The 26,054-nt window shown below is 48.5% G+C and carries 27 protein-coding genes; 25 read left to right on the forward strand and 2 right to left on the reverse strand.

The genetic code is table 11. The features are described from left to right. Positions 1-244: 244 nt before the first annotated feature. The 4 genes from KB186_RS25225 (at position 245) to KB186_RS25240 (ending at position 2,283) form a co-directional block, all read left to right on the forward strand. Positions 245-676, forward strand: coding sequence for a MerR family transcriptional regulator (locus KB186_RS25225; protein ID WP_232774608.1), 432 nt, complete (start codon positions 245-247; stop codon positions 674-676). After that, positions 657-1,034, forward strand: coding sequence for a carboxymuconolactone decarboxylase family protein (locus tag KB186_RS25230; protein ID WP_232774610.1), 378 nt, complete (start codon positions 657-659; stop codon positions 1,032-1,034). The genes KB186_RS25225 and KB186_RS25230 overlap by 20 nt, the downstream gene beginning before the upstream one ends. Positions 1,035-1,048: 14 nt before the next feature. Continuing rightward, complete coding sequence (locus KB186_RS25235; RefSeq protein ID WP_232774612.1) at positions 1,049-1,774, forward strand: metal-dependent hydrolase; 726 nt, start codon at positions 1,049-1,051, stop codon at positions 1,772-1,774. A 122-nt stretch (positions 1,775-1,896) separates the two neighbouring features. Continuing rightward, positions 1,897-2,283: a VOC family protein gene (locus tag KB186_RS25240; RefSeq protein ID WP_173610176.1), complete on the forward strand. Its 387-nt coding sequence runs from the start codon at positions 1,897-1,899 to the stop codon at positions 2,281-2,283. A gap of 507 nt (positions 2,284-2,790) precedes the next feature. Here KB186_RS25240 and KB186_RS25245 read toward each other — a convergent pair. Continuing rightward, entirely contained in the window at positions 2,791-3,162 is a 372-nt protein-coding gene (locus KB186_RS25245; protein WP_173610177.1) for a hypothetical protein, read from the reverse strand. 117 nt (positions 3,163-3,279) lie between these two features. Here KB186_RS25245 and KB186_RS25250 point away from each other — a divergent pair, with 117 nt between their 5' ends. From KB186_RS25250 to KB186_RS25310, 13 genes are all read left to right on the forward strand, one after another. After that, positions 3,280-3,936, forward strand: coding sequence for a TetR/AcrR family transcriptional regulator (locus KB186_RS25250; RefSeq protein WP_173610178.1), 657 nt, complete (start codon positions 3,280-3,282; stop codon positions 3,934-3,936). Between the two features lie 13 nt (positions 3,937-3,949). After that, positions 3,950-4,894 (forward strand): phosphotransferase family protein, encoded by a 945-nt coding sequence (locus tag KB186_RS25255; protein ID WP_232774614.1) that lies wholly within the window; start codon positions 3,950-3,952, stop codon positions 4,892-4,894. Positions 4,895-5,059: 165 nt separating this feature from the next. Beyond that, positions 5,060-6,808, forward strand: a complete 1,749-nt coding sequence (locus KB186_RS25260; protein WP_232774615.1) for an ABC transporter substrate-binding protein — start codon at positions 5,060-5,062, stop codon at positions 6,806-6,808. 86 nt (positions 6,809-6,894) lie between these two features. Beyond that, a complete protein-coding gene (locus KB186_RS25265) occupies positions 6,895-7,851 on the forward strand; it encodes an ABC transporter permease (RefSeq protein ID WP_232774616.1) in 957 nt (318 codons plus the stop codon). A gap of 11 nt (positions 7,852-7,862) precedes the next feature. Beyond that, a complete protein-coding gene (gene opp4C / locus KB186_RS25270; protein ID WP_232774617.1) occupies positions 7,863-8,789 on the forward strand; it encodes an oligopeptide ABC transporter permease in 927 nt (308 codons plus the stop codon). Between the two features lie 312 nt (positions 8,790-9,101). Beyond that, positions 9,102-10,088, forward strand: coding sequence for an ABC transporter ATP-binding protein (locus KB186_RS25275; protein ID WP_173610183.1), 987 nt, complete (start codon positions 9,102-9,104; stop codon positions 10,086-10,088). Next, positions 10,078-11,043, forward strand: coding sequence for an ABC transporter ATP-binding protein (locus KB186_RS25280; protein ID WP_312027533.1), 966 nt, complete (start codon positions 10,078-10,080; stop codon positions 11,041-11,043). Before KB186_RS25275 ends, KB186_RS25280 begins: the two co-directional genes overlap by 11 nt. A gap of 336 nt (positions 11,044-11,379) precedes the next feature. Beyond that, positions 11,380-11,574, forward strand: a complete 195-nt coding sequence (locus KB186_RS25285) for a YezD family protein (protein ID WP_232774618.1) — start codon at positions 11,380-11,382, stop codon at positions 11,572-11,574. 36 nt (positions 11,575-11,610) lie between these two features. Then, a complete protein-coding gene (locus KB186_RS25290; RefSeq protein WP_173610186.1) occupies positions 11,611-11,892 on the forward strand; it encodes a DUF2325 domain-containing protein in 282 nt (93 codons plus the stop codon). Positions 11,893-12,302: 410 nt separating this feature from the next. Continuing rightward, complete coding sequence (locus tag KB186_RS25295; RefSeq protein ID WP_232774619.1) at positions 12,303-13,946, forward strand: peptide ABC transporter substrate-binding protein; 1,644 nt, start codon at positions 12,303-12,305, stop codon at positions 13,944-13,946. Positions 13,947-14,015: 69 nt separating this feature from the next. Continuing rightward, a complete protein-coding gene (locus KB186_RS25300; RefSeq protein ID WP_173610188.1) occupies positions 14,016-14,906 on the forward strand; it encodes a serine hydrolase in 891 nt (296 codons plus the stop codon). 5 nt (positions 14,907-14,911) lie between these two features. Next, entirely contained in the window at positions 14,912-16,336 is a 1,425-nt protein-coding gene (locus KB186_RS25305) for a serine hydrolase domain-containing protein (RefSeq protein ID WP_232774620.1), read from the forward strand. Positions 16,337-16,471: 135 nt separating this feature from the next. After that, complete coding sequence (locus KB186_RS25310; protein WP_173610190.1) at positions 16,472-17,191, forward strand: 3'-5' exonuclease; 720 nt, start codon at positions 16,472-16,474, stop codon at positions 17,189-17,191. An 88-nt stretch (positions 17,192-17,279) separates the two neighbouring features. Here KB186_RS25310 and KB186_RS25315 read toward each other — a convergent pair whose 3' ends face one another. Continuing rightward, the gene (locus KB186_RS25315; RefSeq protein WP_173610191.1) at positions 17,280-18,248 is read right to left on the reverse strand and encodes an MraY family glycosyltransferase; all 969 of its coding nucleotides are present in this window, start codon (positions 18,246-18,248) and stop codon (positions 17,280-17,282) included. A 186-nt stretch (positions 18,249-18,434) separates the two neighbouring features. Here KB186_RS25315 and KB186_RS25320 point away from each other — a divergent pair, with 186 nt between their 5' ends. The 8 genes from KB186_RS25320 (at position 18,435) to KB186_RS25355 (ending at position 26,052) form a co-directional block, all read left to right on the forward strand. After that, on the forward strand, positions 18,435-18,827 hold the full coding sequence (locus tag KB186_RS25320) for a hypothetical protein (RefSeq protein WP_173610192.1): 393 nt from the start codon (positions 18,435-18,437) through the stop codon (positions 18,825-18,827). 91 nt (positions 18,828-18,918) lie between these two features. After that, positions 18,919-19,455: a GNAT family N-acetyltransferase gene (locus tag KB186_RS25325; RefSeq protein ID WP_064203098.1), complete on the forward strand. Its 537-nt coding sequence runs from the start codon at positions 18,919-18,921 to the stop codon at positions 19,453-19,455. Between the two features lie 84 nt (positions 19,456-19,539). After that, positions 19,540-21,396 (forward strand): cache domain-containing sensor histidine kinase, encoded by a 1,857-nt coding sequence (locus KB186_RS25330; protein ID WP_221867978.1) that lies wholly within the window; start codon positions 19,540-19,542, stop codon positions 21,394-21,396. Next, the gene (locus tag KB186_RS25335) at positions 21,368-22,126 is read left to right on the forward strand and encodes a response regulator transcription factor (protein ID WP_173610194.1); all 759 of its coding nucleotides are present in this window, start codon (positions 21,368-21,370) and stop codon (positions 22,124-22,126) included. Before KB186_RS25330 ends, KB186_RS25335 begins: the two co-directional genes overlap by 29 nt. A 91-nt stretch (positions 22,127-22,217) precedes the next feature. After that, positions 22,218-23,510: an ABC transporter substrate-binding protein gene (locus KB186_RS25340; RefSeq protein WP_232774621.1), complete on the forward strand. Its 1,293-nt coding sequence runs from the start codon at positions 22,218-22,220 to the stop codon at positions 23,508-23,510. Between the two features lie 58 nt (positions 23,511-23,568). Beyond that, entirely contained in the window at positions 23,569-24,255 is a 687-nt protein-coding gene (locus tag KB186_RS25345; RefSeq protein ID WP_232774622.1) for a hypothetical protein, read from the forward strand. A gap of 11 nt (positions 24,256-24,266) precedes the next feature. Next, positions 24,267-25,205, forward strand: coding sequence for a carbohydrate ABC transporter permease (locus KB186_RS25350; protein ID WP_232774623.1), 939 nt, complete (start codon positions 24,267-24,269; stop codon positions 25,203-25,205). After that, a complete protein-coding gene (locus KB186_RS25355; protein WP_173610198.1) occupies positions 25,195-26,052 on the forward strand; it encodes a carbohydrate ABC transporter permease in 858 nt (285 codons plus the stop codon). The genes KB186_RS25350 and KB186_RS25355 overlap by 11 nt, the downstream gene beginning before the upstream one ends. Positions 26,053-26,054: the final 2 nt, after the last annotated feature.

Genomic DNA, 26,054 nt, shown 5'->3' on the forward strand with positions numbered 1-26,054 from the left:
TTTTTCAGCACTTCGTGCTGGAACAATACCAAAAAGAAATCCCCCAAAAAGGGGGGTTCTCTTCAGTCTGAAGACAGGCATTTGCCTGTCTTTTTCTAATTCTCTTACAAAAATTCCAAAGCACTAATTAGACTCCAAAAATAACGTTTTAGACGGAATGGATTAAGCAAACAGGCAACTTGACTTAGAGTCAACTCAAAGGTGTAAGATTGGACCAAGTCGACAACAGAAGGAGCTCCTCGAAATGAATATTAAAGAAGTTGCGGAAAGAACCGGACTTTCTGCACATACCATTCGATTTTATGAAAGAAATGGATTATTTCCTAAAATAAAGAGATCCAAAAATGGAATACGCGAATTCAGTGATTCTGATGTAAACTTTCTTATTTTCATGGCAACTCTCAAAAATACAGGGATGTCACTTGAAGATATTTCGGAGTTCACAAAAGATGGCTGCATACTTGAACGTTTGGAATCCGGGGAGATGCCCAAAGAACCAGTTAGGAATCGACTTTCGATTCTTATGGATCATCGGAATAAGTTGCTCGAGCAACAACGGAATATTGAATTATTTATAAATGCTGTAACTCAAAAAATTTCATTTTATGAGAGTTACATTGAGGGGACAGATAACAAAGAAGCGGAGGATTTTAAAGATGGCAGAAATAAGGTATGAAGTCGGTTCACAAGTAATGAATCAGGTTGTCGGAGAATCTGGTGTTCGTACTCGCGAGTTTTTGAAAGGAATCGCCCCTGATTTTGAACGTTTTTTAGTTGAATTCCCATTTGGAGACATCTATAGCCGACCAGGATTGGAATTGAAATCTCGTGAGATTGCTACCGTTGCAGCCTTAACCGCTCTTGGGTACGCAATTCCTCAACTGAAAGTACATATTAACGGTGCCTTAAATGTTGGATGCACAAAAGAAGAGATCATGGAAATAATGATGCAAATGGCCGTTTATGCTGGTTTCCCCGCCGCATTAAATGGACTGAATGCAGCTAAGGAAGTTTTTACAGATAGAAGTTTTTAAAGGGGGAGTATAACATGCTAAACCGAAATATTTCTTTTACATGGCTTGGTTTTGGCGGATTTTATATAAAAACATCTGGAAATAAAAAAATACTTATTGATCCATGGATTAAAAACAATCCCTCCTGTCCCGAAACGATTAAAAACATAGAAAAAGTAGATTACATTTTTTTAACACATGCACATCGAGATCATGCTGAAGATGCCGTTTGGCTTGCGCAAAAAACAGGTGCCAGCGTGTTGGCAGGTTGGGAACTGGCTTTTATTCTCCAGAAAAAAGGTGTTCAAAATATTGTTGCGATAAATAAAGGTGGAACTCGACAATTTGAAGATATTGCGGTTACTGCTGTACATGCAGACCATTCCTCGGCTTTCGTTGATGGTGATCAGATTCTCTATGGTGGGGAGCCTATGGGGTACGTGATCAAATTCGAAAATGGATACACTGTCTATCACGCTGGGGATACAAACGTATTTGGTGACATGGCTCTAATTGCTGAATTATACGTTCCAGACTTGGCGCTATTGCCTATCGGTGATGCCTATACGATGTCCCCCCGAGAGGCTGCTAAGGCAGTCCGCCTGCTAAATATAAAAAATGTCATCCCGACACATTTTGGCGTATTTGATTTTTTAACCGGTCGGCCAAGCGAACTCTCTGCTTTGCTTTCTGATGTTAAAGATTTAACGGTTTATGATATAAGTCCTGGTGATACTATTGTTATCAATCACGATAAATGAGAAAGGGAGATAGTATTCAGTTAAGGATGTTATAACGGCAATGACTTTCTAGTGTGATGCAGAGTTATGCATATTTGAGGAACGGGAAGAATGGAGATGTATAGCATCACGAAAAGGAGTGATTGTCAGTGCAAGCTATCACTACGTTTTTCATGTTCCACGGACAGGCGGAAGAAGCGATGAAGTTTTACACTTCTATTTTTGATCGCTCCGAAATCAAGCAGATCATGCATCACGAGAATGGACAAGTCCTGCACGCCACCTTCACCTTAAAAGACCAAACCTTCATGTGTATCGACAATACGAACGGTGACTATCATGCCTTTACTCCGGCGATTTCGTTGTTTGTGGACTGCGATACAGAGGAAGAGGTTGACAGGGTTTTTGGACAGCTTTCCTCGGATGGACAAGTACTCATGCCGCTTGGACAATATCCGTTCAGTGAAAAGTTCGGATGGGTTCAAGATCGTTACGGAATATCATGGCAGATTCATTTACCGAAAAGATGATATCTGTAAAGCCGGTACACCTCTTGGTACCGGCTTTTTTCGTTTTTATGAAGTAGCTGTAGTGGGAGGAAGAAGCGAATTTCCAGTCTACGCTTCGGCCTACGCTCTGCAAGGGGTATCACTGTCCGCTTCGGAACGCGCTTCAAACCTGAAAACACGCAGGCGTTTTTGTATGTAATAAAAGCTGAAATTACCCGCCATTTTTTCCTACGCTGGGGCGGGCTCCAGAGGCGCTTGGACTGGAAATTTGCTTCTTCCGGCGTAGCTATTCGTTAAATCGTTGAAAGTGGTTCTAAGATGTTTTATTTTCAACCGAATTTTCTTTTAGAAGCTTCCGTGCGTTAACTTGAAAAACGTTTTAAGCACACGAAGGAATCCACTGCTGTTCGAAAGTCCTGTCACATGTTTGGAAGGAGACCGCCCGAACGTAGAGAGGATATAGGCGACTGGAAAACATGTGGCAGGGCTTCTCCCGACCACAACAGATGGAATATAGTGTCTTTTTGTCTACATCGTCATCAACTGACGAAAACTACGACGATAGCTCCACAACAAATACACTTCCAATATCGCGACCATCAGTCCCATAGCGAGCATATCGGAATCGACAAACAGGTGGAACGTCAAGATGTTGACAGCAAGAGGAGCGGTGGCGGTTAGAGCCAGTGGGACGAAGCGGTTGGTCAGGAACAGCAATCCACAGATGATTTCGACGGTTTTGACCAAAACGAGCAGGTACCCTTGCAAAAGCTTCATGGCAGCAGGACTGGTTGGAAAGATAGGCTCGAATCCAAACAAGACCATGTACCCATTCACACCTGCTCCAAGCAAAATCACTCCGAGGATAATACGGGCGAATACGGGCAAAATCCGTGTCATCAGGCATCACTTCCTTGTGGTGGAATAGGGATGATGAAGTCTTCGAGGAAAGTATAACTCCGCTTTGACCACCTGGTCAATAAGCGTTATGATAGGAAAAAGAAGAACGGAGAGAAGGTGACGGACATACAAGGAATTTGGCAGGACGAAAATTTGGAGCCGAACAAGCGAAAGCTGTTGGATGCGGCCCTTGTTGAATTTTCCGTGAAAGGCTATGAACGAGGCTCCACCAATCAAATCGTGCAGAACGCAGGCGTATCAAAGGGGATGCTGTTCCACTTTTTCGGGAGTAAAAAGGGACTGTTCCTAGCGATTGTCGATGCTTGTATTGAACGTTTTTTTGCCTCTATACAAGCACGAATGGAAGCAGCGCCGCAGGACTTTTTTGCGCGATTTCTTCACGTCCATCAAGCGAAAATGGCGCTCTTTGCCGAGGAACCAGCTATTTATCAAATGGCAGTTGCGACCTTTTTCGATTATCCCGAGGAATGCCGGGCTGAGATCGAGGACAGAGAGGCCCAGTTCAATGCGCGATATCTTCCCTTGTTTTTGGATCATGTCGATACATCAATGATCAAAGTGCAGTTCGATCCACAGAAGGCGCTACATTTTTTGCTGTCGGCTGTAGAGGCATTGACGCAAAAGTATGTCCGCGAAAACTACGAAGCCAGCGACAAAGGCTTTGCACATATCCAATCCTTTTTTGCGGAATTAGAATCGTATATGGAAATGATGAAAGTAGGGCTGTACAAACAATCAGACAGTGGAGCATAAAGGGGGTAAAGCAATGGATGAGAAATGGACACGCCTGGTACATAACATGCACCCTTCAGCCAAGCTCCTTCGTGCATGGGAGCTAAAAGGGGGGATTTCTGCACAGGTCACCGCGCTTGAAATGGAGGCCCCTGACGGCAAAAAGAAAAAAGTAGTCGTCCGCGAGCACGGTCAGGCTGACCGCAAGCGCAACCCGCAGATCGCATCGGATGAATTCAAACTTTTGCAAATTCTAAAGTCCGCTGGCTTGCCGACTCCAACGCCTTATCATCTCGAAGCATCTAGCGAGATTTTTCCCACACCGTGCCTGGTCATCGAATTCATAGAAGGCCAGACAGTCACCAATCCAGTCGACTTGTTCAGCTATTTACAGCAAGTAGCTGAGGTACTGGCTCGCATCCATTCGATAGAAGCTTCTAGGCTGGCAGGCACTTATTTGCCGAAACAAGAAGAAGCGCTAACAGAAAAGCTCCACAAAAGACCTGCGATTCTGGACAAATCATTGGATGAAGGACTCATTCGCGAAGTGCTGGAGTCCGTTTGGCCGCTGCCCCAAGCGAATGCAGCATCACTTTTGCATGGCGATTTCTGGCCGGGAAATACGATGTGGAAGGAAGAAAAACTGGCTGCTGTCATCGATTGGGAAGACGCTGCGATCGGCGACCCCTTGTCTGATCTCGGCAATGCCAGACTGGAGATTTTGTGGGCATTTGGCGTGGAGGCTATGAATGATTTTACCCTTCACTATCAATCTGCCAGCAAGACACTCGATTACACCCAGCTTCCGTATTGGGATTTGTGTGCCGCACTGCGGCCAGCTTCGAATCTATCTGATTGGGGATTGGAAAAAAGGATAGAGAAAACCATGCGTGAGCGACATGCTCTATTCGTGATGCAGGCGTGTGAAAAACTAGGCATTCCGTATAACCGACATGCAACTAACTTGAGCCTCGAATAATCGGGGCTTTTTTTGTTTGGAAAAAAATGTTGACTTGATCAGGTGTAGATACCTATAATCTAATTCATAGTAAACAGGTAAGAATTATAAGGTATATTTTTTGATCCGACCGGACCACCGGAGGAGCTGGTTTCACTGAGTGAGTGGATATGAAGGAGGATCACCATGAAAAAAAGGCTTTCGCAAATCATTTCAACTTTGCTGCTAGGGACGCTACTGGTCACAGGTTGCAGTTCCGAGGGCAGTGCGCCGGCTACCTCGACACAAACGGCGACTCCGTCGACAGAAGCATCAGCACCTGCTGCCAGCAAGGTGCAAGACATAAAAGACGGCATCAATTTGGCTACGGATTTATCCAAGCTGCCGGAAGCAGCCGCCAAGAGGACCGATACCTTCATTGCTGGCCTGACGGAGCCAGGCGGCGTGTTTAACCCGTTTTTTTACCACAACGGCTACGATGGCAACGTCACCTCAGCGATTTTCGAATCACTGGTCGATGTCGATGCGACAGGAAAGCCAGTACCCAAGCTCGCGGAAAAATGGGACGTATCTCCTGACCAGCTCACGTATACATTCCACCTGAGACCGAATCTGAAATTCAGCGATGGTTCACCGCTGACGGCAGAGGATGTAGCCTTTACACTGACGATTCTGCACGACAAAACGTACGACGGCGAAACGGATATTTTCGTAGCAAGTATCAAGGGTGGTCGTGAATACAAGGAAGGCAAAGCGAACACGATCGAAGGGATCAAGGTGATTGATCCACAGACGATCCAGATCACGACGGAGAAAGTGAACGCCAAGTCTCTCGTCCTGTTAGGCGGGCAGGTGCTCTCCAAGGCGTACTACGGCAAGGAGTACAAACCAGGCGATCTGGAGTATCTCCGCACCTTGCACGGCAAGCCATTGGGAGCTGGACCTTACAAATTTGAGGCGTACATTCCTGGTCAAGAAGTCCGCTATCTCGCAAACGAGCACTATTACGCGGGCAAGCCGCAAGTCGAGCATTTTATCTACAAGACGACAGAGGGCGACGCTCTGCAGTTTATCCAGACAGGGGAAATGGATTACAACTCTTTTACCGTCAACTCGGATAATATTGAGCAGTTGCAAGAGCTGGGATACGTGAATATCAATCTGTACACCTCCAGTGCCTATTCGTACATCAAGTTCAATCATTCCAAGCCCTTTTTTAAAGACAAGCGCGTCCGCCAAGCCTTCATCTACGGACTGGATCGCCAAAAGATTCTGGACCTGACCTATCAAGGCTACGCGCAAGTCGCCAACGTACCGATTAGCCCTGTTTCGTGGGCCTATACGGAGGATGTCAATCCGTACGCCTACAATCCGGAAAAGGCGAAACAGCTCCTGGATGAAGCGGGCTGGAAGCCGGGCGCGGACGGTATCCGCGAAAAAGACGGACAAAAGCTGATCGTGCATTACTACACGACAAAAGGAAAGCTGGGAGAAGTTCTGATCCCGATTGCCAAAGAAAACTACAAAGAGCTGGGCATCCAGTTTGAAGCAGAAATGATGGACTACAACGCCGTTTTGGCACGGACGGAAAAAGGCGATCATGACCTCGCTTCGTTCTCGACCACGATGCTGATCGATCCAGATGACGGTGTAGACGCCTTCTCCACGAAAAAGGGCAAGAGCGGATTTACCGGAACGAACGGCTACTCCAATGCCAAAGTAGACGAATTGCTGGAAGCAGGTCTATCTACGCTGGACATCGAGAAGCGCAAAGCAATCTACAAAGACCTGTACAAAGAGTTGAGCGATGACCCACCATACATCTTCCTCGGCTACCGCAAAATTTTGTCTGCGCACAACGGCAAGATCAAGGGCTTGGAACCGAATCCGTTCACCGGTATTTCGACCAGCCTGCCTGGTATCAAAATTGAGTAACAGGTTCGAGTAACTGATTTACGAATGTTGTGCCCGGCCCTGGGGCTGGGCTTTCTTTTTTCCCCAAGCATGAAAGGAGGCCAACGATGACGTCCTACTTCCTGAAAAGGGTCTTTTACATGGCTTCGACTCTCTTCGGCGCATCCATTTTGATTTTTTTCCTGTATGCCCTAACGCCAGGTGATTTCGTCGATACGAGTCCCAAGCTGACAGCCGAACGAAAGCTGGAGCTGAAAGCGATGTACGGGCTGGATAAGCCTGTCGTCGAACGGTATTTCATTTGGATGAAAAACGCCCTACAAGGCGATTTTGGTTACTCTCTGCAATACCAGCAGCCGGTGATGTCGCTGTTGAACGATTACATCTGGAATTCGTTTTTGCTGGCGATTACCTCCACTTTTTTTACGTGGGTAATCGCGATCTCAATCGGAGTTCTGTCAGCTGCAAGGCAGCATTCCTGGTTCGATGCGCTCGTGACGATCGGTGTTTTTGCTGCGATGTCGCTGCCTGTCTTTTTCGTTGGACTACTGTTTATCAAGTTGTTTGCCGTCGACGCCAAGCTGTTTCCCGCAGGGGGCATGATGATGATCGGCAGCAAGGAAACAGGGCTCGCCTATGCGTGGGACGTGGTTCAGCATATGTTTTTGCCTGTGGCTGTTTTGACTTTGCTGAGCGTGGGGACGCTGACTCGCTATTTCCGCACGAATATGCTGGAGGTCATTCAACAAGACTTCGTGCGTACGGCTCGGGCAAAAGGGCTGAAGGAAAAAGTCGTCCTGCACAAGCACGCGCTGCGCAATGCGCTCCTGCCTGCCATTACACTGTTAGGCTTTGAGCTGCCAGCATTGTTCGGTGGGGCGATCATCACGGAAAAAATATTTAACTGGCCCGGTGTCGGACAGTTGTACATGCAGGCGTTTTCTGTACGGGACTACCCGCTTTTGATGGGCTTTACGATATTCCTGGCGATTCTCACCGTCATCGGAAACTTATCTGCTGATTTGCTGTACAGAGTGGCTGACCCGCGGGTTCGGTTGAAATAGGAGGGAAAACGATGGCATCAACGGTAAGTGAAGTAGCGGAGGTGACGAGACCGGAGCAGGTAGCGTTGCGTTCGTCCTTGTGGCACGAGGCGTTTTTGCGATTGAAAAAGAAGCGTCTGGCCATGGTTGGACTTGTGTTTTTACTCGTCATGGCAGTGGTGTGTTTCATCGGTCCGTTTTTTTCTCCGTACGCCTCCGGCAAGATCAATACGGCCATGATCAACAAGCCGCCGAGCTTCGCCCATTGGCTTGGGACGGACAGTTTGGGCAGAGACATTTTGACGCGGTTGATGCAGGCTGGCCGAATCTCATTGACAGTCGGCATCGCCTCTATGGTGCTCTCCGTTTCCATTGGCGCCCTTCTTGGTGCGCTGGCTGGCTTTTACCGCGGGTGGGTCGATCAAGTAATCATGCGTGTAGCAGACGTGCTTATGACCATTCCTGGTCTGCCGCTCTTGTTTATTATGGGCGCAGTCCTCTCCGAGTGGAAAATCCCGACCGACTACCGCATTTACATCGTTATGGTTATGCTGAGCCTGATCGGCTGGCCCGGCTTGGCGCGAATGGTCCGCAGCCAGATGCTCACCCTGCGTGAAAGTGAATTCATGCAAGCAGCAGAAGTCCTCGGTCTGCGCGACAGACGCAAGCTATTCTTCCATTTGCTGCCCAATCTCACACCGCTCTTGATTGTCGTTGCCACCTTGAATGTCGGTGGTGCGATCCTGAGCGAATCCGTATTATCGTACTTCGGCCTGGGAGTCGTCCCGCCAACGCCGACATGGGGCAACATGATGGATGCGGCAAATACCTTGATCGATTTTCAGAAAAGACCGTGGCTGTGGGTTCCTCCTGGAATTGCTATTTTTGCTACTGTCATCTCGATTAATTTGCTAGGGGATGGACTGCGGGATGCTTTGGACCCGAAGCAGAAGCGTTGAGGGGTTCTTTTGAATTGTTTTTACCTTCTTGAACTTACTTTCAAGAGGATAGCTAAAGCAGCGCAGGGGGAAGTGATTTCCAGTCCAAGCGCCTCTGGAGCCCGCCCCAGCGTAGGAAAAAATGGCGGGGAATTTCAGCTTCACTTATGGACTACTTCCCCGAAACTTCAACGTTTGAAGCGCTCCCGCCATTTTTTTCGAAGCGGACAGTGAATCCCCATTGCGGGGCGTAGGCCGAAGCGTAGACTGGAAATCACTTCTCCCTCTCCACTACAGCTCCTTCAAATACACGAAAAGGCAGGTGAGCCAAGCATGAATGCTCTAGTCGAAATCCAAAATCTAAGCACCAACTTCAAGTCCGAACAAGGCGTGGTCAAAGCAGTCGATGCCCTCGATCTGCGCATCTATGAAGGAGAGACCGTATGCATCGTAGGCGAGTCAGGCTGCGGCAAAAGCGCGGCAGCCATGTCATTGATGGGACTAATCCCAGAAGCGGTAGGCAGTATCGTTTCGGGTGAGATATGGTTTGCAGGCCGTGACCTGCGAAAAGTCAGCAAAGAAGAAATGCGCAAGCTCCGCGGCAATGAGCTGGCCATGATTTTTCAGGAGCCGATGTCGTCACTCAATCCCGTACTGACCATCGGTGAGCAGATCATGGAGCCGATCATGGAGCATCAGGGATTAAGCAAAAAAGCAGCCCAAGCGCGAGCCATCGAGCTGATCGAGCTGGTCGGAATCCCCCGGGCAAAAGAAATCGCCAAATCGTACCCCCATGAATTGAGCGGTGGCATGCTGCAGCGCATTATGATTGCCATTGCAATATCCTGCAATCCCCGCCTGCTGATCGCCGATGAGCCGACGACTGCTTTGGATGTGACCATTCAGGCGCAAATCCTCGATCTGCTGCGCAAAATCAAGGATGAAGCCCAAACTGCGATTCTTTTTATCACGCACGATCTGGGTGTCGTAGCGGAAATGGCCGATCATGTGGTCGTGATGTATGCAGGGAAAGTGGTAGAGGTGTCTCCTGTCGTCGAGCTGTTCGAGGAGCCGAAGCACCCGTATACACAAGGCTTGCTTCGCTCCAAGCCTGTGCTGAATCAACGCAGAGCCAAGCTGTATTCCATCCCTGGTCAAGTACCAAATCCGACGACGCTCGGTGAATCGTGCTATTTTCTTGACCGATGCGATCAATGCTTGAACATTTGCCGGGTGAAGCAGCCACCTTTGCGTGATGGGGGAGACGGCAGAAAGGTCGCGTGCTGGCTGTATGAGGAGGAGATCGCCCGTGGACAGTAATTTGCTGGAAGTGCGCCGATTGAAAAAATATTACCCGATTACCGGAGGGCTTTTAGGCAGGACGATCGGCCATGTGAAAGCGGTGGATGACGTCAGCTTTTCCATCCAAAAAGGGGAGACATTCGGGTTGGTCGGTGAATCCGGCAGCGGGAAAAGCACGACAGGTCGCACGATCTTGCGCCTTTTGGAAAAAACAGAGGGAGAAGTCCGTTTCCAGGGTATCGATGTGCACGCCTTGAATCGCCAAGAGCTCCGAGCTTTGCGCCCCCGGATGCAATATATTTTTCAAGACCCGTACAGCTCGTTGAATCCGCGCGTCCGAATCGGAGAAGCACTGGGTGAAGCGCTGCTTGATCACGGGCTGCTCCCACAAGCGGAGGTCAGAGAAAGAGTCTTAGAGGTCATGGCTTTATGTGGATTGGCATCGTATCATGTCGATCGGTATCCGCATGAATTCTCGGGTGGTCAACGTCAACGGATTGGTATCGCACGGGCCATTATGATGAACCCTGATTTTATCGTCGCGGATGAGCCAGTATCTGCTCTGGATGTGTCAATCCAAGCGCAAATTATCAATTTGTTCGCAGAGTTGCAGGAGCAAAGGAAGCTGACGTACTTATTTATTTCCCATGATTTGAGCGTCGTGGAGCATCTGTGCACGAGGATTGGGGTCATGTATCTGGGGTCATTGCTGGAGCTGGCACCTCGGGATGAATTGTTTTTGGAACCGCTCCATCCGTACACCAAAGCATTGCTCTCCTCTGTGCCGCTTCCGATCCCAAAGAAAAAGCGCGAACGCATCGTCCTGCAGGGAGACATGCCAAGTCCAGCGAATCCTCCGGCAGGGTGCAAATTCCACACGCGCTGCCCGTATGTGAAAGACATTTGCCGACAGGAAGTGCCTGCTTTCCGCGAAGTCAGTACCGACAGATTTGTCGCCTGTCACTTGGTGTAACGGGAAACAATGGAGGGAATGAAGAATTACGCGGGGCATTGACCGATGACAGAATTGTATGGTAATATTTTCATATCAGAGTAAATGCATCGGTTTTTATGTGATTAGCTGATCGGTCGACCGAAAGCTCCCGCGAGGACAAAGACAACCAAGCTGTCTAGTTGCGCAGGGAGCTTTTCGTCAATCGAAGGAAAATGAGGTGAGAGAAGCCTCTTGATGCCCAAACTGTTTGACATTGACAGCAATCGGGCTCAAGAGGTATTATCAGATTAAAAAACATACTAAATAGGTAGGAATAATATACATTGAATTTGACGAAACAGGAGTGTGATCCCCATGGCAAAGAATGAGATTTCCCTGGACGATCTCTTATTAGAGAAAATCGCACGCGCACTGGACGGTTTGGAATACGGCTCCATACATATTGTGGTTCACGATTCACAGGTCGTTCAGATTGAGCGAACGGAAAAATACAGACTCCCGGCGGAAAAACCTGAGGCAAAGATTTCGCAAGCGCGCACCGGAAAATAGAAGAAAAGGCGTGGAAAAAAGAGAGGAGGAAGGACTATGGCAGGCGTTCTTGTGGTAGGAGGAGATCGGGTAGCAGAAATCGAGAGCTTGTTGCAGAACAAAGGGTTCCACAATGTGTATCACGTATCTGGTCGCAAAAAATCCGATGTGAAGGCGACGATTCCTTCTGATACGGAACTTGTTCTTGTCTTTATTAACTTCGTGAGTCACAGCTTGTGTAAAAATATAAAGAAGCTGGCGAAGCAAAAGCACGTCCCGATCGTTTTTTGCCGACGGTCATGTGATGCGGTAGCTATGTATGAACCAGCAATAAGCTAGAGAGGACAGCCCCATATGCGCGAATGAATAGAAGTATTCAAGGATGAATACTCAGAGTGTAGAGAAAGTCCCCTTCCGAAAAAAAGGGGGCTTTTCGCTTGATTTTAGGGGGTATAAATATGTCTCCCCACCCTCGTAAAACGCGTTAGGAGCGATTCTAGAAGGCCAAATTTTTTCTGCCCAATCCGAAAAATTCAGGATGGGGGTTTCTCGACAGCCTGAGTATTCAAGGATGAATACTTCTTTTTTGCGTGACAGAGACTACTGGTAGAAACTTGTCGGACCGACCCGGGTAAATGTATTCAGCAGGGAATAAAATCAACCAAAGAACAACGGAAAATACGAATGGCATAAAATTTGCAGAATATTTATTCAATAATCAGATATCCGACTCAAACAGGGGGTACAGCATGAAAAGACCAGTTGTCATGACAAGTCTCTTCGTTTTGCTTAGTGGACTATTTGCAGGCTGTAGCAGCGGCAATACGCCGACTCAAACCGCACCAGACAACCAGCAGCAAACCGCGCCAGCGCAGCAGGCAACTATGCAGACTGCGGCCGAGCAGACGTTGCACATGAATGCCGCAGAGCCCGAAACACTTGATTCAGGCATGTCCAACGATGTGATTTCCGGTGCTTTCATCCGTTCGCTGTACGACGGGCTCGTTCGTTTGGACAAGGATGGCAAGCCAGTCAATTCCGTTGCCTCCGACATTCGAGTATCGGAGGACAAAAAGGTGTACACCTTTACATTGCGCGACAGCAAGTGGAGCAATGGCGACCCGGTTACGGCTCAAGACTTCGCCTACGGCTGGATGCGTGTACTCAATCCGAAGACAGCCAGCGGGTCCGCCTACAAGTATTATCCGATCAAAAATGCCCGTGCCTTTTATGAAGGGAAGGCGAAAGCGGAGGATGTCGGCATTAAGGTCGTCAATGACAAGACCCTGCAAGTCAATTTGGAAAACCCGACTCCATACTTCCTGACACTTGCGACCTTCTACTATCCGGTCAACCAAAAGGTAGTAGAAGCCAATCCCGATTGGGCGAAAAAGCCCGAGTCCATCGTGACCAATGGGCCGTTCAAGCTCGTAAATTGGGAGCATAAAAACAAGATTGAGCTGGCCAAAAACGAGCACTATTGGGACAAAGACGTTGTGAAGTTTAACGAAATCGAGTTTTCCATGATAGAAGATACGAATACCGAGCTGGAGCTATTCAATAGCGGCGAGCTGGATTGGGCTGGCGGCCCGATTAGCGGTCTGCCTGCAGATGCCATTGGACCGTTACGTGATGAAGGCAAGCTGCAAACCATGAAACGTGCCACCAACTACTATCTCTTGTTCCAGACACAGAAGCCGCCATTTACGAATAGCAAAATCCGCAAAGCGTTTGCCTACGCGATCAACCGCAGTGACATCGCAGAAAACATCGGTCAAGCCGGACAGACTCCCTTGATGGGCTTCGTCCCGCTTTCCGCTTCTCTAAAGCCGGAAGGATATTTCAAGGATAACGATGTGGAGACGGCGAAACAGTTATTGGCAGAAGGAATGAGGGAGCTTGGTATCGCCAAGTTGCCCGAAATCACCTATCTTTACAATACCTCCGACCTCAACAAGAAGATTGCCGAAGCATTGCAGGCTCAATGGAAGCAAGCTCTCGGTGTGGACGTCAAGCTGATCAACAAAGAATTGAAGGTCATGTTTGACGATCAGGAGCAAGGGAAGTACATGATTTCCCGAACAGGCTGGACGGGAGATTACAACGACTCTGTCAACTTCCTGGAGCTCATGATGGAGAAGTACAGCTCCAATAACTCTACCTTCTGGTTTAGCGAGAAATACGTAGAGCTGGTGAAAAAGGCGTACGCCGAGCCGGACGAGGCCAAACGCAATCAGTATCTGGTCGAAGCGGAGAGCATCTTGATGGAAGAAATGCCGGTCACTGGTGTGTATTCCAGCGTCAATTCATGGGTACAAAATGAAAAAGTAAAAGGCATCACGGTCGATCCATTGGGCTACATCGACTTCAAGTGGGGATACAAAGAACAATAGCGCTAAAAAGAAATGGCCGACACGAAAATACATGTGTGGGCCGTTTCGCGAGATGGGGGAGGAATTTTGATGACATGGCAACAAGCGGTAGAAAACGTATTGAAGGAAGCGCCCGGTATTTTTGGAATCGCAGCTGTGCATTTGGAAACGGGAGAGACAGCAGGACATCTGGAGGAAGAGTTGTTTCAACTGGCGAGTGCATTCAAAATCCCGATCATGGTCACCTTGATGCGCGAGGTGGAAGCAGGACGAATCCGCCTCGATCAGCGTGTGACACTGAAATGGGAGGATCGCGTCCCAGGGTCGGGCATTTTGCAAGAGCTGGATGCCGGAGCGGCTTTAACGGTCAAAGACTTGGCGACACTGATGACGATTGTCAGCGATAACTATGCGACAGACCAAATTCTCGAGCTGATCGGCGGCATCGACAAGGTGAATGAGCACATGCATGAGCTGGGGCTTTCGCAGATTCATTTGCGGCATAATTGCTGGGAGCTCCTCAACCATTGTGTGGGTATGAATGAGCCTGCACCATCGGAGGCAGGGTTCGATGAGTTCATGCGACGGGAAGAGTCAGGCAATTACGAATTGATCCACGATGTCTCGATGCCTACGCTTGATAATAACGTAGCGACACCTGCCGAGCTGAACCGCCTGCTCGTTCTGATTGCGCGAAAACAAATTCTCACGGAAGCCTCCTGCGAGCTAATGCTGGACATCATGCGACGTCAGCATTACAACAGCCGTCTGCCGTACATGCTGCCAGAAGGAACAAAGGTCGCACATAAGACCGGGACCGTCAATGCTGTCGTCAATGATGCTGGCATCATTTATTTGCCCGAAGGAAAAGGAATGATTGCGATCACGGCACTATCACGCGGTGTGACTGACAAAGAAGCCGCAGAGCATACCATCGCCCGTGTTGCAAAAGCGATTTATGAGCAAGCGATAGGGAGTTGATGAAAATGACGGCATGGAAGGAACAGTTCCAGGCGTATGCACAGCAGCTGCTGGACGAGGCGAATGCTCCGGGTGCAGCTATAGCTGTTGCACGTGAAGGTGAGCTTTTGTACGAGGGGACGTTCGGGTTTCGTGACAGAGAACAGCAACAGCCCCTTTCCCTTGACACCGTTTTTGGCATCGCATCCATCACCAAATCGTTTACCTGCGTTGCGATCATGCAGTTGCAGGAGGCAGGCAAGCTGTCTGTTCATGATCCCGTCGTGAAATATTTGCCTGAGTTTCGGGCGGGCGATCACGAACTGACAGCACGCATGACGATCCATCATTTCATGACACATACGCCCGGAATAGCGCCCATGCCTTACTTAGATGGTGCAATGAGGCGGAGTATGGAGAATGATCCTGCTGTCATTGGAACCAAGGCAGAGGAAGAACTAAAGACAGTGCCTTACCTGGATACGTACGAAGAAGTCATGGAAGCCATTGCTGGATTCGAAGGGAAGCCACTCTCAGAGCCAGGGGGTGCCTTTAGCTACAACAACGATGCATACGGGCTTTTGGGGGCGATCATTGAACGGGTCAGCAACCAGACGTATGAGCAATACATGGCGACGCATATTTTGCAGCCACTGGGTATGAATAGAACCGTTTTTTCTGTGGATGAGTTGGCTGACCAGGCTGACGTCACGATCTTGTATACCAACAAAAAAATTGATGACGAAAATCAAATCATTGCAGCACCCATCTGGCACGATGCTCCACCGATGCGGGCGGCCGGTTTCCTCAAATCGACTGTGAATGATCTACTCGCTTATTTGGAAGTCTTTCGTTTGGGGGCAACGGGAAACCCGACAACTATTTTGTCTGCCGATAGCGTCCGGCAAATGCTCACCCCCTTTGCTCGTGTGGACGGGCATCGCTCCTACGGCTATGGTTTGATGGTCTCGCCTGCCTTTCCAGATGGCTTGCTGGTAGAGCATGGCGGATCGTTGAAGGGAATCAGCTCGCACATTTTTTCGGTTCCGGCTCAAGGGATTACGGGCGTGATTCTGGTCAATCTCGATGGCGTGAGCGTCCGAGAGTTGGTCCTCGGCTTTTTGAACAGTTATTTTGCAAGGTCGGCTGGTGCTCCGGTCTATGCCTATGATCCATACGAGGTCACAGATGAGCAGTTATCATTGTACGAGGGTCGCTACTCTTCGCAGGAATGGGTAAGCGCATCGATTGCCAAAAGCGAAGGGAAGCTATTCCTGGAGGTGGATGGTCTCTCGTTTCCGCTGATCCCGGTACAAAAAGACAGCTTCATTTTCCAAAAAAGAGACTCCATCCCCTGGATTGAATTTTTCGGGGATGAAGACGGGCAAATAGCGAGGATGAGCTACGGATTGCGTCAATTGACGAGGGAATCGACAAAATCACCAGACTAAACAAATAAACAAGGATAGGAATCCGATGGGTTCTTATCCTTTTTCGTTTCAATCACAGCCGCTTTGGTCTTTGTTTTGCTTTCTATGCCCGATTCGAGCCATAATAGAGACAATACATACAGGATGTGATTACGCTTGCAGATCATTGTTTTTGACCTTGAAACGACACTGACATATCAGAGAGACAAGATTCCGGAAATTATTGAGATCGGAGCGGCAAAAGTCGTGCCCGGAAAAAATGGCGTGGAGGTCGACACATTTCAGCGCTATACCTTTCCAGCCATTGAACGCAGAATCTCGGAGAGAACACGGAAGTTCATCGGTCTCGATAAAGAGAACATGCCAACCTTTATCCCGTTTCGCCGGGCGTTCGCAGAATTTATGAAGTGGATCGGCAACGATTCTGAATACTACCTGTGCACATGGGGGCAAGATGACAAGCGGCTGATGATCGAGCATTGTGCGCGGTTCGGTTTGGACTTCAACTGGATGCGCAATTACAATGACATCCAACCGCCAATTAGCATGCTTTTGGCTGATCGCAAACAGATGAGTCTAAAAGAAGCGATCGACACGGCAGGAATCATCCAGGAGGGTAGGCTGCACTCGGCCTTGGTCGATGCCATCCACACAGCTCATTTGCTCATGAAATACAACAAGACGGTGCACCTCAAAGAAAACACGCCAGTGGAGAACTACAACTTGTCGAGCTCGTTGTACATTACGTGCCGGTCTTGCAAAAAAAGCAAATACTACACGGCTTTTGGGCGAAAAAGCAGAAGGTGCGAGGCTTGCCTGCAACATCGCAAGAAGCTGGAAAATGCCGCAGAAGCAGCAACCGTCCAACAGAGCTAGCGGGAGAGAGACTTTGCGTAATCCGCTCATAAAAAAAATGCCGCAGGGACTAGACCCAAGCGGCATTTTTCATTGTGATCGATAATAACTATACTCCGAGCAGGAGCAGGATAATAGACGTCAGACTAAAGCAAACACTGATCAAGCACAGGAAGGTGACGACCTGCTTTGGATTGAGTCCAGAACGCAGCAGGCGATAATGAACCTGACTGGCATCTGCTTGGTAGATCGGTTTTCCTTGCAGGAAGCGTTTGGTCACCACAAACAGATTATCAAAAATCGGCACACCGAGTGCTAAAATCGGAATGAACAAGGAGAGAATCGTTGCCTGTTTAAAGGCACCATCCAACGCGATAACGGCCAAGATAAAGCCAAGGAAGGTCGCGCCTGCATCTCCCATGAAAATTTTGGCCGGCGGTTTGTTGTACCGCAGATAAGCCAAGGCAACACCGATCAGACTGATCGCCATAATCGCAGATGTGCTTTGTCCTTTTACCAAAGCGACTACGAAGAGTGTGCCTGCGGAGATCGCAGAAAGTCCTCCAGCCAAACCGTCCATGCCATCCGAAAAGTTGATGACCGTCGTTACTCCGAAAATCCACAAGATGGTCAGGATGAACTGCAACCATTGCGGGAGCAAGATGTATTCGCCACTCAACGGATTGTAAAAGCCGGAAAAAGTAATACCCGACAGATAGACAATGACGGCGGCAGATACTTGGACGATCAGCTTGGGCAGGGCGGAAAAATCCTTGCCTTGCGTCTTGTACCAGTCATCAATGGTACCGATAATCAACAGCAGTAGTGAACCTGACAGTACAGCGATCGTTTGCCCGGTCGATTCTTTCGAGAAGAGCAAAAACGATGCAGCAAAGCCGACAAAAATAGCGTAGCTGGCTGTCAATGGGATAGGCTCCCGGTGAATTTTTCTTTCCACGTCTTTACGTGGCTTGTCCACAAAATCAAGGCGAAATGCCAATTTAGCCAGAGGCGGAATCAGCACCATAACGATACAAAACGACAGTAAAAACGAAAGAGCGTACGTTATCGTGACCATCTCCTACAGGTAGTGAGCTTTCTATATGCAAAGATACTCGCATACCGTGTTGTTTGACAAGTCTATTATAGGAAGTATTCCAAATTTTGTCGACTCTTGCAATCACGTGAGGGTGAGGTACCAAAAAAAGTTGGTACTTATCTCCAACAGATCCGATCCCTATAATCCTTCGTAGGAGGGATCCAAATGGAATACATGGCATTATGGTTTATATTAGGGATCATCTTTTCCATAACACTCGCAGCGAAACAGATTAAGCCTTGGCTGAAATTCGTTATATTCGGTTACTACCTCGTGCTATCTTACCTATTTATCTCTCGTAAAGAACAGATATATAGTGAATATCATCGGCTGCCCGTGCCGGAGCAGTTCTGGAAAACCAACTCGGATTGGGTGGGACTCATGCTCGGTTTTTATTTTGTCCCATTTCTCCTCCTCCTGTTGTTCATCTACTTTTGGCTGTTTCGAGATGCCAACAGTGTGAAGAAACGGTTTTTCATTTCTCTAACCATTGTACCCGCGGCGATTATCTATCTATGCTTGCTGTTTGTTTTCAGTATGTACGGATATCGACCTTAAAAACCTAGAGTGCAGTTACAAGCGGACGGTTAACAGGCGTCCGTTTTTCTGTTTAAATAGTATGAAAAGTTTCCAATGCGAGGAGGTTCTTATGAAGGGATCCAAATTGAAGTCTGGGCAAAATGTCATCATTCGATCAGCGGAGCTGGCAGATGCTGAAGCCTTGGTTGCGTTCATACATTGCGTATCAGGAGAGACGGATAATTTGTCATTTGGACCGCAAGAATGGACAGTCACCCCTGATGAGCAAAAAGAAAACATCAAAAGATGTCTGGAAGCTCACAATCAACTTTGTTTGATTGCAGAGGTTGACGGGAGAATTGTAGGGAACATGACATTTCGAGGGGGTATCCGATCGCGGACGCAGCATGTAGGTGAATTTGGGATTAGCGTCTTGAAAGAATTTTGGGGATCAGGGGTTGGGAGACTTCTACTCGAATCCTTGCTGGAATGGGCCAAGCAATCAAAAGTCATACGAAAAATCAATCTGAAAGTCCGTTCAGACAACGATTCTGCTATTCATTTGTACAAAAAGCTGGGCTTCAAGGAAATGGGTACGTTGACGAGAGAATTTTTGATTGGGGATACATTCTACGATTGTCTCTACATGGGCATCGAAATAGACTGAGGAACAGACCGTCAGGATTTTGGACCTGACGGATTTTTTGATGGGGAAAATACTGATTATTCAAACAAGTGGAAAGGGGCCATCATGAAAAGGAAAGTCTCGACGCTTTTTTTAAACGGAACACTGCGTGCGAAGATTCTCACGCTTTTTCTCTGCTTGATCGCAATCCCGTTGAGCTTGCAAGGGGTCATCACGTACAGCAAGTTTACGGCTTCAACGGAATTGAGAACGGCTGAATACACGGGGCAGATTGTGGGGCAGATCAACCGCAACCTGGAGCGCAATATACGGGAGATGAAGCGTTTATCACTCATGCCGCTCTACGATCCGGAAGTCCTGTCCATTTTAAAAGAAATTCAGACAAATACGTCGGCTACTTCTTTTCTCTCCATGGAAAAAAGGGAGAAGATGACGCTGTTTATCTCCAGTCTTTCCTATAGCCGACCGGAAGTAAAAGGTATTCAAATCATCGCGGGAAATGGCATGATTTTTTCCAATCTGGACCCCTCTGTCATGAAGAGCAAGGGAGATTTGGCGGAAGAGGGATGGTATTCGCGCGTGATCAAGGAACAGGGAGCAGCCGTCATTATTCCACAGCATCGACCCAGCTATTATTTGGATGCCTCTGGGGAGCGCTATATGTCAGTGGCTCGGTTATTGCGTGAGCCGTATACGAAAGTACCGCTTGGAATCATGAAAATCGATATGAAAATGGACATGTTTGACCAGATCTTGTCTGATATGCCTTTTACCAAGGATGGGAGCTTGATCATCGTCAACGAGGGAAACGAGCTGTTTTATGAAAAGAGGGAGAGCGAAGGCTCGCCGGGTTATCGTACTTTGCTGCAAGAAACCCCTGCGATCAATCGTGGGGATGCGAATCAGAAGGTGATTCAGGGACAGCCATATCTCTTCGTGGATCATCAATCAAAAGAGACGGGGCTTGTGGTGATTAGTCTGATTCCGCTCGATATCCTGCTCGCAGAATCCAATAGCTTGCGCAGTTTTACGATGTTGATTGCGGCGATGTTTTTGCTCGTCGCTGGCGGACTTGCGATTTATTTTTCCTATTCACTCAGCAAGCCGCTCGTTCAGTTGAAAGAGAAAATGATGCAAGTAAAGCGGGGAAACTTCCATGAACGAGTTCCTGTCGCTTCCCAAGACGAGCTCGGGAAGCTGAGCGAGCAATTTAATCAGATGGTCGAGGAAATCAACCGCCTTGTCAATGAGGTGTATCTTAGCAGCTTGCGTGAGCGGGAGGCGGAGCTGGCGGCCTTGCAGAGTCAGATCAATCCGCATTTTATTTACAACACACTCGAATCGATCAATATGATGGCGATCCGCTCGGGTAATTACGATGTGTCCGATATGGTTGCTTCGCTCGGAAAACTCATGCGCTATACGGTCGCGCGAGAGGATGGGCAGGTTACGCTGACGCAAGAACTGATGTCGTTAGAATCCTACGTCCGTATTCAAAAGATTCGTCTGGGAGAGCGCCTTCAGGTGTTTATGGACGTAGAAGAGAGCCTGTCGGATCAGCGTATCCCGAAGCTGCTGCTACAGCCATTGCTTGAAAATGCGATTGCACACGGGATTGAGCATCAGGAACAGGGAGGGACGATATGGCTCACGTCGCTTTGTCAGGAGGGTGTGATGCAGATTAGTGTGAGAGACAATGGCAAGGGAATGTCCGAGCAAACTTTGAGTCGTCTGCTCGCAAGTCTGCGTACGCCTATGCAGCAGCATGAGATGACAGGAAACGCACACAATGGGACAGCCTTGCGAAACATTTCCCAGCGGCTGACCTTATTGTTCGGGGATGAGTATGGGCTAACGATTGTGAGCAGACCGGATCAGGGCACGGAAATTACGATGAAGATTCCACTCGATTTTCAGAAGGGAGAATCACGCCATGTACAAAGTATTGCTGGTGGAAGATGAACGAATGATTCGGGAAGGCTTGAGAACGTTAATTGAAAAAGGAACATCTGGTTTTGCCGTCATGGCAGAAGCGGAAAATGGAAAGGACGCCTTGCAATATCTGCGCACGGAAATGCCTGATTTGGTTGTGACAGATATCCGCATGCGGGAAGTGGATGGCTTGGCGCTGATCGGGAAAATTCGGGAGATGTACGAGGAGCTGCCCATTGTGATTATTAGTGGCTATGGTGATTTTCACTACGCACAGAAAGCATTGAAGTACAAAGTCTCCGACTACCTTTTGAAGCCTATTGATCGAGTAGAACTGGTGAGCACGCTCGCAAAAATCAGGGAGGTGCTGGATCGTAAAAAGAAAGTCCGGGAAGAACAAAACACCGTCGACGGCAGCCATAGAGAAGAAAGACAAATCATTCGCAAGGTAAAAGCATTCATTCACGATCATTTGGACGGCGATCTGAGACTCCAAACACTAGCGGAATGTGTTCATTTGAATCCGATTTATTTGAGTCAATTGTTCAAGACCGAGACGGGGGAAAATGTCTCTGACTACATCACGCAGGTGAGGATGAACCGTGCCAAGCAGCTGTTACACGAGACGAGCCTGAAGGTATATGATATCGCGCGCTTAGTGGGGTATCAGAGCGCGAAGCATTTCATGCTGGTATTTAAAAAGGAAGTCGGGATGACACCTGGGAGCTACCGAGATCTCGTCGGCAGTAAAGATCTTTAAATCTCATACCAAATCTAAATCCTGCATGATTTATCTTACTATTCACTCAATTTTATACTGGTGACAGGGAAAACAGATAAGGAGGTACGCCATGAAAAAGGCAATCCTGTTGGCATTGTCTACTGCTTTGACAGCGTTTACATTTGGGTGCAGCAACACCGCGACGACTCCCGGTGACTCCGCAACGGGCAAGAAAGAAGCAGTCGAGCTTACGTTTTTGACATGGGGCAACCAAGCCCACTTGGACCTGTATACGAAGCTCTCTGAAAAATTTACGCAACAAAACCCGACCATCAAGGTGAAGCTGGAATCTGTGCCATTCCCCGATTACCAGCAAAAGGTGACGGTGCTGGCTGCTGGTCAGGAGCTGCCTGACATCGGTTGGGTGTCTGAGCGAATGGTGCCGCAGTTTATGGAGAATGGGATATTGGAAGATGTCTCGGATGTAAAGAACGACGCTGCATTTAAGCTGGATGACTTTATCCCGTCGACGCTTGAGTTGTTCCAAAAAGACGACAAATTGTACGGACTGCCGTTTTCTACCCCACCTACCGTGATGTTCTACAACAAAGACTTGTTTGACAAGGCTGGCTTGAAATCGCCGAACGACCTAGCGAAGGAAGGAAAATGGACGTGGGAGGAATTCGAAAAGTCAGCGCAGGCGATCTCGAGCGGAACCGGGGCGAGCAAAATCTACGGGGCCAACTTCTTCCGCGATTGGAAAACGTGGATCATTCTGTCTTCCTATTCATGGTCAAATGGCAGCGGCCCGTTCAACAAAGAGATGAATCAGTTTACGTGGAATGACCAATACGGAGTGGAGACACTCAGCATGCTCCAACGGATGATGTTTACAGATGGGTCACATCCGAAGGCAGGTGAACAGGTCAGCTTTGAATCAGGCAAAATTGGCATGTTCTTTGATGTGTACAGCTACGTTTCGAAGGCGCGGACGATCAAGGATTTCAAGTGGGACATTGCTCCGATGCCAGCGGGTTCACAAGGCTCGGCACCGATGCTCGGTCAGGCAGGGTATTCGATTTTCAAAGGAACCAAGCATTTGGAGGAGACCAAGCTGTTCCTCAAGTTCCTCGCGAGTGAGCAGGGTGTCCAGGAGACCTCGACTTACTTTGTCCCGCCGCGCTTGTCTGTATTGAATTCCGATCCGTTCTTGATTGTTCCAGGCAACCCTGACCCTGCACACATCAAGCAGGCCGTTATCGATGAAATGCCTAAGGCACATCTGCAACCAGGCCATGTGGACTGGCAAAAAATCGACACGACAATCCTGGCTGGTTTTGATCAATTATTTGGTCAAACGGCACAGCCTGCGGATATCGTGAAGTCGCTGGAAGAGAAAGTTAATCCGATCATGAAAAAGTAAGCAAGCTCGTCACAACGGTCTGGGATACAGGCCGTTGTGAATTGACAGGGAGGTTACGATGAATCGTTTTCGACAGGCACTGGAAGAGAAGCCGTTTCTGCTCATGGTCAGTCTCCCGCATAACGATGAGACCTTGGCCAGAGCTGCGATAGAGGAAGGCGCAGATGGCTTGAAGATGCATATCAATGTGTACCATCGTGCCAGTGGCAACCGGTTCGGGCCTCTGGCTGAATATACGGACTTTCTCCAAAAGATACGCAGCCAGTTCGCAGGGCCGATTGGCATTGTTCCTGGCGGGTCAATGGAGGAGCTCAATCCCGAGGAAATCAGGCAGTTCGATTCACTGGGAATCGACTTCATCTCCATCTATGGTCATCATTTGCCAGCGTCCCTTTTGAAAATAGAAGGAGTGGCGAGTACGTTTGCCATTGATGATCAGTTCGATTTGAACCGATTGGAAGCCGTGAAGCATTTTTCCATGACCGCATTAGAGGCGTCGATTATTCCGGGGAACGAGTATGGTACGGGGCTTACGTTTGCCGATCTACTCGCCTATCGGTATATCGTAGAGAAGGCAGGCATCCCCATCATCGTCCCGACACAGCGAAAAATTGTGGCGGAGGATGTGGAAGCTCTACGTGAAACGGGGGTTCGCGTCCTGTTAGCTGGAGCGATGGCGATCGGGAGAACCGAGGATGAAATACGCCGTTCCATCCATGCATTGCGGAATGCGATAGACAACTAAGGAGGGATCGTATGGAGAGCAAGTTGAATGTCCCGCTCTCTCCTGACAAGAGAACACGTGGAACAAGAAAAAAATCCTTCAACCGAGAAGCGAATCTGGCAGGATGGCTGTTTGTCGGCCCAATGGTTATCGGGTTTGTGGTGCTGTTGTTAGGCCCGCTTTTACTCGCGCTGTACATGAGCTTTACGGATTGGCCATTACTGGGGGAAGCCGAATTTATTGGGCTGGAAAATTACAGAGTGATTTTTCAAGATGCCGAATTTTGGACGGTCGTGGGCAATACATTTGCGTTCTCGGCTGGACTGGTCCCCTTAAACATCGTGTTGGCGTTGGGGTTGGCCTTACTGCTCGTGCGCAAGCTGCCGGGGATCGGGATATTCCGCACAGCGATTTTTGTGCCAGTCATGACATCGCTGATCGTCTGGGCAATTGTGTGGAAGTATTTGTTTGCGACAGACACGGGGTTTATCAATCAGATCTTGCAGATGTTTGGGATTACAGGCCCTTCATGGCTGTACAATCCAAAGCTGGCGATGCCGGTGGTGATCGTGACGAGTGTCCTGAAAAATGTGGGCTTGAACATGGTTCTGTTCATCGCTGCTTTGCAGCAGGTGCCTGTTCACTTATACGAGGCGGCCCGCATTGATGGAGCCAGTCGGACGCGCCAATTGTTTCAGATTACGATCCCGATGATTAGTCCGACGGTTTTTTTAACCACGTTGTTGACGATCATCGGCTCGCTCAAGGTGTTTGGGCAGATTTACGTCATGACCCAAGGGGGGCCTGATAACAGTACAAAGGTGCTTGTCTATTACATATGGGAGCGTGCCTTCAAAAACTTTGAATTCGGCTATGCGTCTGCACTTGCCTTTGTGCTTTTCTTTATCATTTTAGTATTTACGCTCTTGCAGTGGCAGTTTAGAAAAAGGTGGGTGTTCCATGAAGAGTAATCGCCACAGATTACAAGCGGGCAAGTTATTGGGGATTGGCAGTCACTATGTCGCGTTAGGAGCAATCTCCCTACTGATGCTGGTGCCTTTTTTGTGGATGCTTTCTACATCATTAAAAGAGCCGGCCAAAATATTCGTCTTTCCGCCAGAGTTTATCCCTTCGTCGATTCGCTTGGAGAACTACACAGAGGTTTTGGCGAATACGCCGTTTCATCTGTTCTATTGGAACAGCCTGTACATTGCGATTCTGGTCACGGTTGGAACGGTTTTATTTTCATCGATTGCAGGCTATGCGTTTGCCAGAATCCCGTTTCGGGGACGTAATATCGTCTTTCTGGTGCTGCTGTCGACAATGATGATCCCGCATGAAGTGACGTCGATTCCAATGTTTTTGTTCATGCGCATGCTTGGATTTATCAATACGCATGTACCGCTAATTGTCCTTCCCATTTTCGGGGCAGGCGGAATTTTTGGTGTGTTCGTCATGCGCCAGTTTTTCCTCGGGATTCCAAAGGAACTGGAGGAGGCGGCAATGATTGATGGCTGCTCGCGTTGGCGGATTTATTGGAGCATCATGCTGCCACTGGCGAAGCCAGCCATCGCAACGCTGACGATTTTTACGTTTTTGACGAGCTGGAACGAGTTTTATGATCCGCTCATTTTCATCAACGACAGAGAGCTGATGACGCTGCCGCTCGCTTTGTCCTTGTTTACCGATGAAGTAGGGACAGCATGGCATCATTTGATGAGTGCATCCGTCATGGCAACCTTGCCGCTTTTGATTGTGTTCTTTTTCGCCCAAAAGCAGTTTATCGAGGGCGTATCGATGACGGGCCTCAAAGACTAGAG

This window comes from Brevibacillus sp. AF8 (assembly GCF_021270385.1).
Taxonomy (GTDB): domain Bacteria; phylum Bacillota; class Bacilli; order Brevibacillales; family Brevibacillaceae; genus Brevibacillus.